General features: G+C 70.3%; 15 protein-coding genes. 6 read left to right on the top strand and 9 right to left on the bottom strand.

Features of this window, described 5'->3' with window-relative positions:
- Positions 1-27: 27 nt before the first annotated feature.
- On the bottom strand, positions 28-639 hold the full coding sequence (locus tag F9C11_RS11440) for a DUF2306 domain-containing protein (protein ID WP_409186876.1): 612 nt from the start codon (positions 637-639) through the stop codon (positions 28-30).
- Between the two features lie 374 nt (positions 640-1,013).
- On the opposite strand from F9C11_RS11440, the gene F9C11_RS11435 reads away from it, so the two are divergent.
- Positions 1,014-2,231: an RICIN domain-containing protein gene (locus tag F9C11_RS11435; protein ID WP_409184835.1), complete on the top strand. Its 1,218-nt coding sequence runs from the start codon at positions 1,014-1,016 to the stop codon at positions 2,229-2,231.
- Positions 2,232-2,519: 288 nt separating this feature from the next.
- On the opposite strand, the gene F9C11_RS11430 is transcribed toward F9C11_RS11435, so the two are convergent.
- Entirely contained in the window at positions 2,520-3,236 is a 717-nt protein-coding gene (locus F9C11_RS11430; protein ID WP_409184834.1) for a GntR family transcriptional regulator, read from the bottom strand.
- A gap of 108 nt (positions 3,237-3,344) precedes the next feature.
- On the opposite strand from F9C11_RS11430, the gene F9C11_RS11425 reads away from it, so the two are divergent.
- Genes F9C11_RS11425 through F9C11_RS11405 form a run of 5 tightly spaced genes read left to right on the top strand, consistent with a single transcriptional unit; the run spans position 3,345 to position 7,629 of the window.
- Positions 3,345-4,604 (top strand): MFS transporter, encoded by a 1,260-nt coding sequence (locus F9C11_RS11425; RefSeq protein ID WP_409184833.1) that lies wholly within the window; start codon positions 3,345-3,347, stop codon positions 4,602-4,604.
- Positions 4,601-5,395, top strand: a complete 795-nt coding sequence (locus F9C11_RS11420) for a putative hydro-lyase (RefSeq protein ID WP_409184832.1) — start codon at positions 4,601-4,603, stop codon at positions 5,393-5,395. The genes F9C11_RS11425 and F9C11_RS11420 overlap by 4 nt, the downstream gene beginning before the upstream one ends.
- 1 nt (position 5,396) lies before the next feature.
- Positions 5,397-6,146: a LamB/YcsF family protein gene (locus tag F9C11_RS11415; protein ID WP_409184831.1), complete on the top strand. Its 750-nt coding sequence runs from the start codon at positions 5,397-5,399 to the stop codon at positions 6,144-6,146.
- Between the two features lie 5 nt (positions 6,147-6,151).
- Positions 6,152-6,757 (top strand): 5-oxoprolinase subunit B family protein, encoded by a 606-nt coding sequence (locus F9C11_RS11410; RefSeq protein WP_409184830.1) that lies wholly within the window; start codon positions 6,152-6,154, stop codon positions 6,755-6,757.
- Positions 6,754-7,629: a biotin-dependent carboxyltransferase family protein gene (locus F9C11_RS11405; protein ID WP_409184829.1), complete on the top strand. Its 876-nt coding sequence runs from the start codon at positions 6,754-6,756 to the stop codon at positions 7,627-7,629. The genes F9C11_RS11410 and F9C11_RS11405 overlap by 4 nt, the downstream gene beginning before the upstream one ends.
- On the opposite strand, the gene F9C11_RS11400 is transcribed toward F9C11_RS11405, so the two are convergent.
- From F9C11_RS11400 to F9C11_RS11370, 7 genes are all read right to left on the bottom strand, one after another.
- A complete protein-coding gene (locus F9C11_RS11400) occupies positions 7,598-8,224 on the bottom strand; it encodes an alpha-ketoglutarate-dependent dioxygenase AlkB family protein (protein WP_409186875.1) in 627 nt (208 codons plus the stop codon). The two genes, F9C11_RS11405 and F9C11_RS11400, sit on opposite strands and share 32 nt — an antisense overlap.
- Positions 8,225-8,268: 44 nt before the next feature.
- Positions 8,269-9,324, bottom strand: coding sequence for an alcohol dehydrogenase catalytic domain-containing protein (locus tag F9C11_RS11395; protein ID WP_409184828.1), 1,056 nt, complete (start codon positions 9,322-9,324; stop codon positions 8,269-8,271).
- A 150-nt stretch (positions 9,325-9,474) separates the two neighbouring features.
- Positions 9,475-9,813 carry a transcriptional regulator gene (locus F9C11_RS11390; RefSeq protein WP_409184827.1) on the bottom strand — a complete coding sequence of 113 codons (339 nt, stop codon included), beginning with the start codon at positions 9,811-9,813 and terminating at the stop codon, positions 9,475-9,477.
- 72 nt (positions 9,814-9,885) lie between these two features.
- Positions 9,886-10,704 (bottom strand): LLM class flavin-dependent oxidoreductase, encoded by an 819-nt coding sequence (locus tag F9C11_RS11385; protein WP_409184826.1) that lies wholly within the window; start codon positions 10,702-10,704, stop codon positions 9,886-9,888.
- Positions 10,705-10,772: 68 nt separating this feature from the next.
- Positions 10,773-11,456: a metal-dependent transcriptional regulator gene (locus tag F9C11_RS11380; protein ID WP_409184825.1), complete on the bottom strand. Its 684-nt coding sequence runs from the start codon at positions 11,454-11,456 to the stop codon at positions 10,773-10,775.
- Between the two features lie 729 nt (positions 11,457-12,185).
- Positions 12,186-12,626: a GNAT family N-acetyltransferase gene (locus F9C11_RS11375; RefSeq protein ID WP_409184824.1), complete on the bottom strand. Its 441-nt coding sequence runs from the start codon at positions 12,624-12,626 to the stop codon at positions 12,186-12,188.
- Positions 12,627-13,546: 920 nt separating this feature from the next.
- Positions 13,547-15,124: an amidohydrolase gene (locus F9C11_RS11370; protein ID WP_409184823.1), complete on the bottom strand. Its 1,578-nt coding sequence runs from the start codon at positions 15,122-15,124 to the stop codon at positions 13,547-13,549.
- Positions 15,125-15,138 lie beyond the last annotated feature (14 nt).

The raw sequence follows: 15,138 nt of genomic DNA, 5'->3' as shown, positions 1-15,138 counted from the left end.
AGCGGACGGCAACCTGTTCAGCCAGGATCACACACTCGCGCGGCGTTTCGGTTTCCGGTCCAGCCACAGCTGCGCCGCGATCAGCGCGACCGTCCAGCTCACCCACGCGCCGAGCGCCGCGACCGACTGCCCCAGCGCGATCTCGCTGCCGCCGAACGTGGTGGCGAGCTGCGGTGCCAGGAGGGGCATCGCGAGCGCGCCGATGAGCCGGTTGAGAATGATCGACATCGTCAGCGCGAAACTGCGGACCATCCAGCGCCGGTGATCGCCGAACCGGCGTTCGCGAGCGGCGCGGTAGCCCGCCCAGGTCGCACCGAGCCACAGCACCGCGAGCAGCACGTCACTGGCCCGCGTCACCGGCCCGAACGGCGTCGCCGCGCCGATCGTCAAAGCCAGCAGCCCGGACGGCAGCACTCCGGCGAACACGTACGCGCGGCCGGAATAGCGGTGCAGCACCGGGTGCTTCCGCCGGATCCACGGCCAGACCTGCAGCAGCGCGGTCACCATCGCGATCGACCCGAACACCACGTGCCCCACCAGGAACAGGTAGTGCGCGGGGAAGGTCGAGGGCACCCGCGAGCGCGCCGGGTCGAAGGCCAGGTACGGCGGCAGCGAATAGGCCAGGAACGCGACCACCACCAGCCCCAACGGCGCTACCCAGGGGCGGCGCCACCAGTGCTTTCCCGGCTCGACCCGTACCGTTCGCTCCGCTGCGGGCCGCACCCGCGGTGGTCGAAGATCCGTCCCCGCCGTCATGATCGCCTCTCTCCGTCGTCCGTTCTCGGCTGGCACTTCCGAACGTAAGACGGGTACCCCCGGCGAACCATGGGGCCGGCTGGCGTCAGTGCGGTGGGGGCAGCCTTACCCTCGGCCAGGTGACCCGCGACAGTGCGTGACCATCGCGGACCATTGCCGCAAAGGTCCAGACCAGGCATACTTCTCCTACTTTGTTGCCCGCCACAACAAAGCACTCCCTCGTTCAAGGTTCCTCCCCGAAACCGAGGTGACCGCGCATGTCCAGTTTCCTCAGCCGGCTCCCCGCCGCACTCGCCGCCGCCGCGCTGCTGGCGCTCGGCCTCCAAGCCGCGCCAGCCGTTTTGGCCCCTCCCACCGCGGCGGCCGCGGACAGTTTCACCGACGATTTCAACGGCCCGGCCGGCGCCGCCGCCGACGCGTCGAAATGGACCTACGAAACCGGCGACAACAACGGCAACAATCACGAACGCCAGTGGTACACCGCGGGTGCCGCCAACGGCGCGCTCGACGGCCAAGGCCATCTGGTGATCACCGCGAAACGCGAAAACTCCGGGCACACCTGCTGGTACGGTGCCTGCCAGTACACCTCCGCGCGGCTCAACACCGCCGGGAAGTTCAGCCAGGCCTACGGCCACGTCGAGACCCGGATGAAGATCCCGCGCGGCCAGGGAATGTGGCCCGCGTTCTGGATGCTCGGCGGCGGGAATTGGCCCGGCGACGGCGAAATCGACGTCATGGAGAACATCGGCCGCGAACCGAACACCGTGCACGGCACCATCCACGGTCCCGGCTACTCCGGCGCGGGCGGCATCGGCGCGGCGTACAACGGCCCGGTCTTCGCCGACGGTTTCCACACCTACGCGGTCGATTGGTCGCCGAACAAAATCGTCTGGTCGGTCGACGGAAACGCTTACCAGACCCGCACTCCGGCCGATCTGAACGGCAATCGCTGGGTCTTCGACCATCCGTTTTTCCTGATTTTGAACCTCGCGGTAGGCGGCGACTGGCCCGGCGATCCGGACGGCAGCACGCAGTTCCCGCAGCAGCTGGTCGTCGACTACGTGCACGTCACCACGAGCAGCACCGGCGGGTCGAGCGGCCGGATCATCGGCATCGGCGGCAAATGCGTCGACGTGCCTTGGGCCAATCCGGCGAACTTCACGCAGCTGCAGATCACCGACTGCAACGGGAACGCCGCGCAGAACTGGACTGTCGGCAGCGACGGGACCCTTCGCGCGCTCGGCAAGTGCATGGACGTCAAGTACTCCGGCACCGCCGACGGCACGCCGGTCCAGATCTACGACTGCAACAACAGCGACGCACAGCAGTGGGTGGTGACCGCGGCGCACGACATCGTCAACCCGCACGCGAACAAATGCCTCGACGCGGCCGGGGTCAGTTCGGCCAACGGGACGAAACTGCAGCTGTGGACCTGCACCGGCAACGTCAACCAGAAATGGTCGGTGAACCAGTAGCGTCCACTGTAGACACGATGGAAAGCGGCGGGCCGTAACCTCCCCCCGGTGGCCACGGCCCGCCGCGAACGCCGCGCGCGCCGGGCGGGAACCAAGGTCTGCCGCCCGGCCGCCTGCCGCTCTCCGCGCGCCGGCTGGGGGTCCCGGCGCCCGGGGCGGCGCTCTCACACGGCCCACTGCCGAAGGTAGCCAGCCCGCGCGAGCCGTGGCGCCTTCCGGCGGCAGGAGGGGCCGAACGGCCATTCTCGCTGCCTTCCGGGGCAAACCGGCCAGTTCCGGCTGAACCTATCAGTGCGTCTCGGACAACTCCGCGTATGCCTCGACCAGCTGCGCCTCCGCGTCGTCGAGGTACTCGGCGAGCATCTCCGCGGTGGCGATCCCGTCGCCGGTCGCGAGCACGGCCAGGATTTCGTGGTTCCGCGGCAGATACCGCTCATGGAAACGCCGCGGGTCGGCCATCACGTGGAACACCAGCCGCAGCTCCGCGGTGAGCGCCTGCATCAGCTCGACAATGCGCTCGCTGCCGGTGAGCGCCACCAGTTCCGCGTGGAAACGGATGTTCGCGGTTCCCAGGTCCTGCCACTGCGCCTGCTTCGCCGCGCGATCTCCGTCCGCGACGGTGCTGGCGATCTTCTCGTACGACGCCGGCTTCTCGGTCACGTCGCGAACCGCAGCGCACTCGATGAGCTTGCGGACGCGGTAGATGTCCCGCACGTCCTCGACGCTCGGGACCCGCACGAAGACCCCGCGGTTCAGCTCGTGCACCAGCAGCCGTTCGTGTGTCAGCAACCGGAAGGCCTCACGGAGCGTATTGCGCGAAACCCCGAGCGCACTGCCGATGTCCTGCTCCGAAAGCCGTACCCCAGGCCGGAAATAACCCTCGGAAACGCGCGTGCGCAGCACGCCCGCCACTCGTTCCGCGGTACTCGTCCGGCCGAGCAGGCCGCGATCCGCTTCCAGGCCCATCGGCTCTCCGTCGGTGACCACGTCGCCCAGCGTAGCCATCGGACGGTGAACAATAAAATGAGGGACTTGTGGAATTGTTGAACGATCCGTACGGTAGCGGCCATGTGACTCGTGCCACCATGAGTTCGTCCCCCTTGTGAGGTGCCCATGAACGTCAACGTCGCCGACGGCACCGCGAACGCGGCCCGCCCGTTCGGCTGGTACCGCTCGCTCGGCCGCAAGGGCCGCCGCGCCTTCCTCGGCGCGTTCGGCGGCTACGGCCTCGATTCGTTCGACTACCAGACCCTCCCCTTCGGCCTGGCCGCGATCACCGTCTACTTCGGCATCACTTCCGGCGAAGCGGGCCTGCTCAGCACGGTCACGCTGGTCGTGTCCGCCATCGGCGGCGTCGGAGCCGGCGTGCTCGCCGACCGCATCGGCCGCGTCCGCACGCTGCAGCTGACCATCGCGATGTACACGATCTTCACCGTGCTCTGCGGGTTCGCGCCCAACTTCGAGACGCTGCTGATCTTCCGCGGCCTGCAGGGCCTCGGGTTCGGCGGCGAATGGGCGGTCGGCGCCGCGCTAGTCGCCGAATACTGCTCGGCCCAGTACCGCGGCCGCACGGTGGCGTTCGTGCAGAGCGCGTGGGCGGTGGGCTGGGGCCTGCTGGTGATCGTCTACACCGTGCTGTTCAGCGTGCTCGACCAGGACATCGCGTGGCGCGTGCTGTTCTGGGTCGGCGTGCTTCCGGCGCTGCTCGTGCTGTGGGTGCGGCGCAGTGTCGAGGACGCGCCGGAGGCGGCCGCGCGCCGGGTTTCGGCCAAGGTCAAGGGCTCGCTCATCGGGATTTTCCGGCCGAACCTGCTTCGCACCACGGTGTTCGCCGCGCTCCTCGCGACCGGCGTCCAGGGCGGTTACTACACGCTGTTCACCTGGATGCCGAAGTACCTGCAGAGCAGCCGCGGCCTGTCCGTGGTCAACACCGGCGGCTACTTCGCACTGCTGATCCCGGGCGCGTTCATCGGCTACGTCTGCGGCGGCTACCTCACCGACCTCCTCGGCCGGAAGAAGACCTTCCTGCTGTTCTCCGTCGTTTCCGCGCTGCTGATCGTGCTGTTCGTGCAGCTGCCCTACGGCGCGAACGGCCTGATGCTGCTGATCAGTTTCCCGCTCGGCTTCTCGACTTCGGCGATCTTCAGCGGCTTCGGCGCGTACCTCGCCGAGCTGTACCCGACCGAGCTGCGCGCTACCGGACAGGGCTTCACCTACAACTTCGGCCGTGCGGTCGGCGCCGCTTTCCCCGCGGTGGTGGGCTTTCTCGGCGCGGGCGGCGCGATCGTCCTCGGCGCCGTCGGTTACGCGATCGCCGCGGTAGCCCTGCTCGGGCTGCCCGAAACGCGAGGCAAGGAACTGGTGGAAGGATGACCACTTCTTACGATCCGTCGACGCTCACTCCGGCCGAGGCCCGCGCGCTCTTCCGCGCCGGCACCGAACGCCCGACCACCGGCTGGGCCGACGGTTACGCCCAGACCAACCTGATCGCCGTCCCCGCGGACTGGGCCGACGACGTCCGCGAGTTCTGCGCCCGCAACCCGCGGCCGTGCCCGGTGCTCGACGTCAGCGAACCCGGCGACCCGACCACGCGGCTCGCGCCCGGCGCGGACCTGCGCACCGACCTGCCGCGCTACCGCGTCTGGCACAACGGCACGTTGACCAGCGAAATCACCGACGCCACCGGGGTGTGGCGCAGCGACCTGGTCGCGTTCTCCATCGGCTGCAGCTTCAGCTTCGAGACGTTGCTGCGCGCGGCGGGCATCCCGTTGCGGCACGTGGAGCAGGGCCGCAACGTCGCGATGTACGTGACGAACCGGCAGTGCGAACCGGCTGGCCGGCTGAGCGGTCCGATGGTGGTGTCGATGCGGCACATTCCGGAAACCCAGGTCGAGGAAGCCGTGCGGATCACCGCCGCGATGCCCGCGGTGCACGGTGCCCCGGTGCACGTCGGCGACCCGGCTGAGCTGGGCATCGCCGACCTCGCCCGGCCGGATTTCGGCGATCCGGTCGACGCCGCGCCCGGTGACGTGCCGGTGTTCTGGGCATGCGGCGTCACCCCGCAGGCGGCGCTGATGGCGTCCCAGCCGCCGTTCGCCATCACGCACGCGCCGGGGTACATGTTCTTGACCGACCGGCCCGATCGCGACTACCAGGTGGGATGACATGGACCTCAACAGCGACCTCGGCGAAGGCTTCGGCGCCTGGACCATGGGCGACGACGAAGCCATGCTCGACATCGTGACCAGCGCGAACATCGCGTGCGGCTTCCACGCCGGCGACGCGCGCGTGATGCGCCGGGTGTGCGAACGCGCGGCCGAACGCGGCGTCACGATCGGCGCGCACGTCGGCTACCGCGACTTGGCCGGCTTCGGCCGCCGCGCGCTCGACATCGCGCCGGAAGACCTCGCGGACGAAGTGCTGTACCAAATTGGCGCTCTCGACGCCTTCGCGCGCGCGGCGCACAGCTGCGTGCGTTACGTGAAGGCGCACGGCGCGCTGTACAACACTGCGGCTGTCGACCCGGAGCAGGCAGCTGCGCTTGTCGAAGGCGTACGGCGTTATCACACCGATTTGGCCCTGCTGTGTCCTCCAGACTCCGAAATGCTGCGCGCTGCTCAAGCGGCGGGAGTACCCGCGTACGCAGAAGCGTTCGCCGACCGCGCGTACACGCCTGAAGGCCGACTGGTGTCGCGCAAGCTGCCGGGCGCGGTGCTGCACGACGCCGACGAAGTCGCCGCGCGGGCGCTCACCATGGCGACCACCGGCGAGGTCGTCGACGCCGAGGGCGGCAAGCTCACGTTGCGAGCGGATTCCCTTTGCGTGCACGGAGATACGCCCGGCGCGGTCGAGCTGGCCCGGCGGATTCGCGAGCTGCTCACCGAATCCGGCGTGGTGCTGAGGTCATTCGTGTGAGCCAGGTGAGCACTGTGTTGCGCTACGGCCGTTCCGCGTTGCTGGTAGAGGTCGACGACGTGCTCGGGTTCCAGGCGGCCTGCGAAGCCGCCCAGCCCGAGGGCGTTGTCGAACTCGTCCCCGCCGCCCGCACTCTGCTGGTCCGGTTCGATCCAGCCCGCACCGATTCCGCCACTTTGACTCGGTTGCTCGCTTCGCTGTCCACTGTGGACGTCTCCGAGCATTCGGCGGACACCGTCACCCTCCGGGTGCGCTACGACGGCGAGGACCTGGCGGACGTCGCCGAGGCCACCGGACTGTCGGTTTCCGAGGTGGTGCAACGGCATTCGGCGGCCACCTACGTCGCGGCGTTCTGCGGTTTCGCGCCCGGTTTCGCCTACCTGACCGGCCTCGATCCGGTGTTGCACCTGCCGCGCCGCCGCACGCCGCGCACGCGCGTGCCAGCGGGTGCGGTGGCGATCGCCGGCGAGTACAGCGCGATCTACCCGCATCCGTCGCCGGGCGGCTGGAACCTGCTCGGGCACAGCGACGCGCCGGTGTGGGACCTCGACCGGGAGCAGCCGAACCTGCTGGTCCCGGGCACCCGAGTGCGGTTCGAGGCGATTCGGTGACCGGGAAAATCGAGATCCTCGCGCCCGGTCCGTTCGCGACCGTGCAAGACCTCGGCCGTCCCGGATACGCGGCCATCGGCGTCGGCCGGTCCGGCGCGGCCGACCGGGGTTCGCTGAAGCTGGCGAACCGGCTCGTCGGCAACCCGGAAACGCACGCGGCGCTGGAGGTCACCCTCGGCGGCCTGCGGCTGCGCGTTTCCGAGCACACGATTGTCGCGGTCACCGGCGCGCGGGTGCCAATTCGCGCTGGCGGGCGGGCCGCCGCGGTCGGCGCGCCGATCCAGCTGCGCCCAGGAGACGAACTCGAACTCGGCGTCGCGTCGCTCGGTCTGCGCAGCTACCTCGCGGTGCGCGGCGGGATCGACGTGCCGCCGGTGCTCGGCGCGCAGGCCACCGACACGCTGGGCAAACTCGGTCCGCCGGTCCTCGCCGCCGGGATGTCGCTGCCGATCGGTTCGGTGGTGCGGCGCGCCCCTTGCGTCGACCTCGCCCCGTTGCCGCAGCTCGCGGAAGAACCCGTGCTGCGCCTGGAACCCGGGCCGCGGCTGGACTGGTTCACGCCGTCCGCACTGTCCACTTTGGTCACTGGCGGCTACACCGTGACCAGCGACCTCGACCGCGTCGGCGTCCGGTTCGACGGTCCCGCGCTGACCCGCGCCCGCGTCGGCGAACTGGCCCCGGAAGCCGCCGTGCCCGGCGCGCTGCAGGTGCCGCCGTCGGGAGTGCCGATCCTGTTCCTGGCAGACCATCCGGTGACCGGCGGCTACCCCGTCGCCGCGGTGGTGGACGAGGACGACCTTGACCTCGCCGCGCAGCTCCGGCCGGGGCAACGGGTCCGGTTCACTGCCCCGACACCCGCAGGGTCAGGTTGAGCCGCCCGGTCAGCCCAAGATCCGGATCCGCCGTGCCCGGCAACGTTTTCGGCACCCCGTGGAACGCCAGCCGCGACGGGCCGCCGAACACGAACAGGTCGCCCGAGCGCAGTTCGAGATCGGTGTACGGCCGGTTGCGATGCTCGGTGTTGCCGAACCGGAACACGCACGTGTCGCCGAGGCTCAGCGAGACCACCGGCTCCGTCGAACGCTCGTCTTTGTCCTGGTGCATGCCCATTTTCGCGGTGGCGTCGTAGTAGTTCACGAGCGCGACGTCAGGCTGGTAGTCATCGGCTGGCCGGTCGTAGGCGTCGGCGAGCGCGCGGCGGCCGAGGTCGGCCAGCCAGTCCGGGAACGGCTCCACCGGCGAACCGTCCTCGCGCAGCCGGTCGTAGCGGTAGGGCCGCCACTGCCAGCCGAGACAGACCGTGCGCACCGACATCACGCCGCCGCCGGGCAGCCGGGTCGACCGATAACCGCGCCAGCCGCGACAGGCCGTGACGAGGTCGCGTTGTTCTTCGCCGGTAAGCCAATCCGGGACGTGCACGGCCCCGGGCGCGATTTCCCGGCGCGGACGCGGCAGCAGCTCCATCATGCCGTCCCGCAGCCGATGGCCAGTACAACTCGGTCTCGCATTCGTCACCCGAACTCGACGACGGTCACCCCGGCCCGGGCAGGCACTGGTTCACTCATCGCAGCGAGGGCCGCCGGCACCTCGTCCAGTCCGATCCGCGTTCCGATCAACCCGGCCAGGTCGATCCCGGACCGCTCCACCACGCCGAGCAACTCCGGGTACTCGTACGCCTGCAGACCGTGAATCCCGACAATCTCCAGCTCGCCGCCGACCACCCGGTGCATCGGAATCGGCGGCACCCCCTGGCTGGGCGGCATCAACCCGGCTTGGACGTGCCGGCCGCGCTTGCGCAAGCTGCCCACCGAAGCCGCACAGGTGGCCGGAGAGCCGAGACAGTCGAGCGACACGTGCGTACCGCCTTCAGTGCGCTCACGGACGTACGCCGCCAACGCTTCCGGCCCGTCGAACGCGCTGGCATCGACGCTCAGCACGGCGCCAGAACGCTCCGCCAACGCGCGCGCCTGCGGCGAGACGTCCACCGCGACCACCTTCGCACCCGCAGCGGCCGCCAGGAGAACCGCGGAGATGCCTACGCCGCCACAGCCGTACACCGACACCCACTGCCCCGCGCGTACGCCGCCCTGGCGCAACACTGCGCGGAAGGCCGTCCCGAAGCGACAACCGAGCGCAGCAGCTTCCGCCGAGGACATCGAGTCCGGCAACGCGACCAGGTTCGGCTGAGCGTGCTCGATGGCGACCAACTCGGCGAACGAGCCCCAGTGGGTCGCGCCGGGCTGGAACTCGTCGTCGCAGATTTGCTGGTCGCCCTTGGCGCATTGCGCGCAGACGCCGCACGCGCACACGAACGGGACGGTCACCCGGTCGCCCTTCGCCCAGCCCTTGACGCCCTCGCCGACCTCGACGATCCGCCCGGCGAGTTCGTGCCCGGCGACGTGCGGCAGCCGCACCGCCTCGTCGTGCCCCTGCCAGGTGTGCCAGTCGCTGCGGCACACGCCGGTCGCTTCGACCGCGACGACGACCCCGCCGTCGGGGGTCACCGGATCCGGTACTTCCCGCACTTCCGGGAGCACGCCGAACTCTTCGATCACGACCGCACGCATGGGTCCGATCGTAGAAGCCGCCGCGCTCCCGGACGCGTCGCGTCCTCCCCGCTTCGCGAACCGGCCCGGGAGAACGCGGCGGACGCGCAGCCGTCGGGAACGCCCGCGCGCTTCGCGGTCCGCCGCGGCCAGGCGCGCTCAGGGAAGCGGCTAATCCGGCTGATGGAGCTGGCCACGCGGACGCGGCGGGCCGAGCAGCCTGCGCAGCGACCCGTCCGGGACGCCGAGGATCTGTTCGAGATTTCGCAAGGCCCGCAACGATTCCGGGCGTTCCGGACGGCAGCGCCCGGACTGCCAATGGCTCAACGTCGCGAGACTGACCGTGGTTCCCCTTCCCCGCAGCCGATATCTGATGCGTTCCAAGCCAAGCCCGCGGGCCCGGATGGCCGCGCGCAGCGCTTCGGCGAACGGGCCGGTTTCGAGCAATTGCCCGAGATCCCGCCCCGCGTTACTCCCCCGGTCGATCGTCGGTGTTCGCTGACCGGTCATCGCACACGCTCCGAACCACGTCGCTGGGAAACCTCGGAGCGTAGGCCGGACCCCGCATGATCGGAAGGGCTTTCACCCTTGTGCGGACAGTGCCCTGGCGATCGCGGCGAACGGTTCCGCATAGCCGGAATTGACCGTGACACAGGAAATCCCCCACCGCTCGCGCCAGCGGAGAAGCATTTCCCCGGCGGCGTCAGGGTTTTCCGGCACCACGGTGACGGCTTTCTCCTCGACCAGCTGCGGCACGTCGACCCCGGTGTAGCGCGCGATCTGCGGGGAAGGCTTGTCCCCGACCGCGGTCAGGTTCACCGCCAGTTCGACGTCGCGGTCTCCCGCGAACGAGCGAAAAGTGTCCACAATGGAGTCAGCCTGGTCCTCGGTCGTGCGCGGACCCCAGGAAAACGTCACGACGTCGGCGGTGCGCGCGGCGAGCGCGAGCATTTTGGGCCCGGAACCGGCGAGCAATAGCCGAGGCCGCTCGGGGCGCTGCGAAAGCACCTCGACGGTGTCCGCCAACCGGGCGACGCGTTCGCCCGGCGAAAGGAACTCGCGGCCCAGCGTCGCGGCGTGCCTGCCCGCGCCGGGATGGCCGACGCCCAGCCCCAGCAGGAAGCGGCCGCCAGTCGCCTGATGCAGTGAATCGGCCTGCCACGCGAGGTTCCGGGCGTCGCGGAACGGATCGGCCAGCACGAAGGTGCCGACGGTGAGCCTGCTCGTGACCGCGGCGGCGGCCGGAACGAGCGTCAACGGGTCGAGCCCGCCGACCGGGTCGGTCGCGAACATCGTGTCGAACCCGAGTTCCTCGATCCGGCGGGCCTGCGCGGTCCAGGACTCCAGATCCGGGGCGTATCCGGTGACGATGCCGAAGCGGAACGGCTTGGTAGTGGTCATGCCGCCCATCGTCGGCGGGTTCGCCGCCGCACACATCCGCCCGGCGGCGACACTCGCGCGTACGCTCCTCAGCGCAGAGTGACCGACAACGCCTGCGCGATCTCCTTGCCGATGGCGTGCGTGGCGGCGTCCGGCGGCTGGCCGACCTTGACCACCATCGGCCCGCCGAACGGCTGCCGCTCGACCACCTCGATCCGCTCGCCGAGCCCGATCGCGTGCTCGGTGAGGTAGCGCAGCAGGTCCGGATCGGTGTCCCAGACGCGGACGATCTCGCCGACCGCACCGGGCGGCAGGTCGTCCAGAATGCGCATCGGAAGCTCCTCGACGCTCCCGTCCGGGGCCGGGATCGGATCGCCGTGCGGATCGCGAACGGGATTGCCGAGCTTGGCCGCGATCCGCTCGACGAGCCGATCGGAGACGGCGTGTTCGAGCGCGTCGGCCTCGGCGTGCACCTCGTCCCAGGTGTAGCCGAGTTCGGAGACCAGGTACGTCTCGATCAGCCGGTGCCTGCGCAGCACCGACCGCGCGAGCTGCCGCCCCTCGGGGGTCAGCTCGATGCCGCGGTAGGGCACGTGCGCGACCAGGCCGAGCTGAGAAAGCTTCGTCACCATGCCCGACGCCGACGACGGACTCACCTCAAGCCGCCCGGCCAGCGACGCGTTGGTGACCGCCTCGCCCCGTTCGACCAGCCCGTAGATCACCCGCACGTAGTCCTCGACCGACGACGACCTCCGGACGGAACCATCTCCCATGCCGCATACGATACGGGGCCGGGCCCGCCGAGGTCGGCCGGTCGGGACCGCTGGGTGGTTCCTTCGTGGTCTCCTTGGGCCGGTGCCCGTCTCGGTGGCTTGGGCGGGCTGGTTTGTGGTCGGTCGGGGGGGGCTGCGGTGCGGTTCTGCTCGTTTGGACAGGTGTTTCCCGGCTGGTAAGCGGGAGCGGTGCTGCGGTCCTGTTCGCCCGGCCAGCTCTTTCTCCACCAGTCAGCGGGAGCGGCGCTGCGGTTCCGCTCGCCCGGCCAGCTCTTTCCCCGCCGGTCAGCCCGAGCGGCGCGGCGGTCCGGCTCGCCCAGCCACCTCCTTCCCCGCCGGTCAGCGGGAGCGGAGCTGCGGTTCCGCTCGCCCGGCCAGCTCTTCCCCCGCCGGTCAACCGGAGCGGCGCTGCGGTCCCCCTCGCCCGGCCAGCTCCTTCCCCGCCGGTCAGCCGGAGCGGCGCTGCAGTTCCGCTCGCCCGGCCAGCTGTTTTCCTGCCGGTCAGCGGCGCGGCGCTGCGGTCCTGCTCGCCTGGCAGGCTCTTTCTTGGCCGGTCAGCGGGAGCGGCGCGGCGATCTCGCTCGCCCGGCCAGCCCTTTCCCCGCCGGGTGGGACCGCTGGCGGATCTGTCCCGGTCTCCCGGTCAGCTGCTGTCCCGATCGCCTGGTCAGCTCTTTCCCCGCAGGTCCGGCGTTTCCCCGGCCGGTCGGGCTGCCAGGCACCGTCCTGTCAGGGCCGCCAGCGGTAACGAATCCAGCCCGGCACCGGCTCCGCGCCGAGCTGCGCGTAGAACGCCTCCGCCTTCTCGTTGCCCGCCTGCATGTCCCACTCGACGCGCCCCGTCGTGCGGGCGCGCAGCGCGTCGAGCAGCTCCCTGCCCAGCCCGTGCCTGCGGTACTCCGGACGGATGAACAGATCGTCGAGCCAGATCCCCGGCCGCCCCTCCCACGTGGAGAAATTCCAGCTGCAGAACGCGAACCCGGCGACGACGTCCGGCCGCCCCGGCGGCGTGCACATCAACACCCACGCCTTGGGTTCCGGACCGAACAGATGGCCGCTCATCTCGGCGCGGTCGAGTTTGAGGTCGTGCTTGTCCTCGTAGACCGCGTGTTCCTCGATAAGGCTGCAAATCTCCTCGACGTCCTCGAAGACAGCGTCACGAACGGGCATCGAGCGCCCCTTTCTTGTCGGTGGTGGCGGCTACGGTGCAGGTATCAGAGCAGTGCAAGAGAAGTCCGGCGCGGCGGAGCCGGTATGGAGCGTCACGAGAGGGAAAGGTTGGTGGTTGATGGCCGGTGAACCGACAACTGAATAAGCCGATGGGTCGGCGAGGGCGGACACGCTCACCGACGGTCGGCGAGGCGCGAGACCGATCGCTGAAGGACGGCTAGCCATCGGGCGGTGGGGTGCGCGCGAGCTGGTCAGGCAGCGGTGAAGTGCCCGCGAACGAACCGCCGAGCGGTCGCGAGCACGGGAACCGAACGCCGACCGTGCGGGTACGCGCAAACCAGCGTGCGAACCTTGGCGAGCACCCCAGCCAGCCAGAGAACGGCGAAGTGCCAGCAAGCAACCCACCGAGCGATGGCGAACGCACAAACCAACCGCCGAACGGCGGACGATGTGCAGGCAAGCCATCGAACGGCGGGGAGCACGCGAGCTGGTCAGGCAGCGGTGAAGTGCCCGCGAACGAACCGCCGAGCGGTCGCGAGCACTGGAACCAAACGCCGACCGTGCGGGTACGCGCAAGCCAGCGTGCGAACGTTCGCGAGCACCCCGGCCAGCCAGCCAGCGGTCAACCGCCCGCGAGTAAGCCACCGAACGGCGGGGAGCACCCCGACCAACCAGCCAGCGGTCAAGTGCCACCGAGCGAACCGCCGAACGCCCGCGCCAACCGGCCGCCGAGCGAGCAAGCACGGGAAAGCCAGCGTGCGAACGCTCGCGAGCACCCCAGCCAGCCAACCAGCGGTCAAGCGCGAGCGAACGAACCACCGAACGCCCGCGCCCACCCCAACCGGCCGCCGAGGCAAGCGTGCGCAAGCCACCCGCCGAGCAACCCATCCCGCCAGCCAACCGCAACACCGCCACCCCCATCACGACGCCTCGTAAAGGAGTTCTCCGCCCACCGCCGTGCCGAGCACCCGGGCGTCCTCCACAGTGGACAGTGGATCCGCGGACAGCACCACAAAGTCCGCGAGCTTCCCCGGCTCCAGGGTGCCGAGGTAGCTCTCCGCGAAGGTGGCGTAGGCCGAACCGTAGGTGTAGGCGCGCAGGGCCTCCGCCGGGGTCAGCGCTTCCTCCACCGAGAACGGGTGTCCGGTGGACGTTCGGCGGTGGACCATGTCGGCGAGGCCCAGCAGCGGGGCCCCGTCGACGACCGGGCGGTCTGAGCTGGCTGGCAGGACGCATCCGGCGTCGACGATGCTGCGGAGGCGGTAGCACCACGGCACCCGCGCTTCGCCGAGGGCTGCGCGCATTCCGTCGCCCAGTTCGTTGACGAACCGGCCCTGCGGGGACGCGATCAGGCCCAGCGAAGCCAGCCTGGCCAGTTCCGCGGGCGGGAGCACGGCGCAGTGCTCGATGCGGTGCCGATGGTCCGCGCGCGGGGTGGCGGCGAGGGCGGCTTCGTAGGCGTCGAGGACGACCGTGATGGCTCGGTCGCCGATGGCGTGGGTCGCGATTTGCCAGCCGGCGTCGTGGGCTTGGCGGATGGTGCGCGTCAGCTCTTCCTCGGGTACCTGGAAGTAGCCGCGGTTGTCCGGTTCGCCGTCGAACGGTTCGTGCATCGCGCACGTACGGCCGACCAGCGAGCCGTCGGCGAAGAGTTTCATCGGGCCGATCCGCAGCCATTCGTCGCCGAGGCCGGTGCGCAGGCCCAGGTCCAGGCCGAAACCGGCGCCGTCGGGCAGGTCGTGCAGGACGCTCGCGGCGACCATCACCGTGCTGCGCACTCGCAGGACGCCGCGTTCGCGCGCGAGCTGGTAGGCGGCCAGTTCCGCCGGGGTCTCGCCGACCAGGCCGCCTCCGATTCCGGCTTCCTGGACGCTCGTGATGCCCTCGGACAGGTACTGCCGGCTCGCCCGGTCGAGGCCGCGGACCACCGACTCGAGCGGCGTCGGGTACGTCAGCGGGCGCAACAGCAACTGCGCCTGCTCGCGCAACAGGCCCGTCGGCGAGCCGTCCGCGGACCGGACTACGTCGCCGCCGACCGGGACGTTCGCGAGGTCCAGCTGGTCCAGCACCGCGGAGTTGACCAGCGTCATGTGACCGGACGTGTGCTTGAGCCGCACGAGCATGCCGGGCGCGGCGCGGTCGAGGCCGTGCCGGTCCGGGTGTTCGCCGCCGGCCAGTTTGTTCTGGTCGTAGCCGCTGCCGACGACCCAGCTCCCGGCGGGCAGCTCGGCCGCGCGCCGCGCCACCGCGTCGTACACCTCGTCGACGCTGCGGCAGTCGCTGAGCGGCACGTCGTCCAGGCCCATGCCGAACCAGGCCATGTGGTTGTGCGCGTCGTGGAACCCGGGCGCGACGAAACCCCCGCCGAGGTCCACCCGGCGGCGGGCGGAAAGCGAGCGCGCGTCGTCGCCCAGCGCCACGATCCGGCCGTGCAGCACCGCCAGCGCGGTGTCGCCGGTGACCAGCCTGGCGTTCTCGTACACCGCGTCAACCTGCATGCCCTCGACACTAT

It is taken from the genome of Amycolatopsis sp. VS8301801F10, assembly GCF_046195355.1.
GTDB lineage: Bacteria > Actinomycetota > Actinomycetes > Mycobacteriales > Pseudonocardiaceae > Amycolatopsis.
The sequence above is the reverse complement of the archived record's forward strand: the minus strand, read 5'-3'. Positions and strand labels throughout refer to the sequence as shown.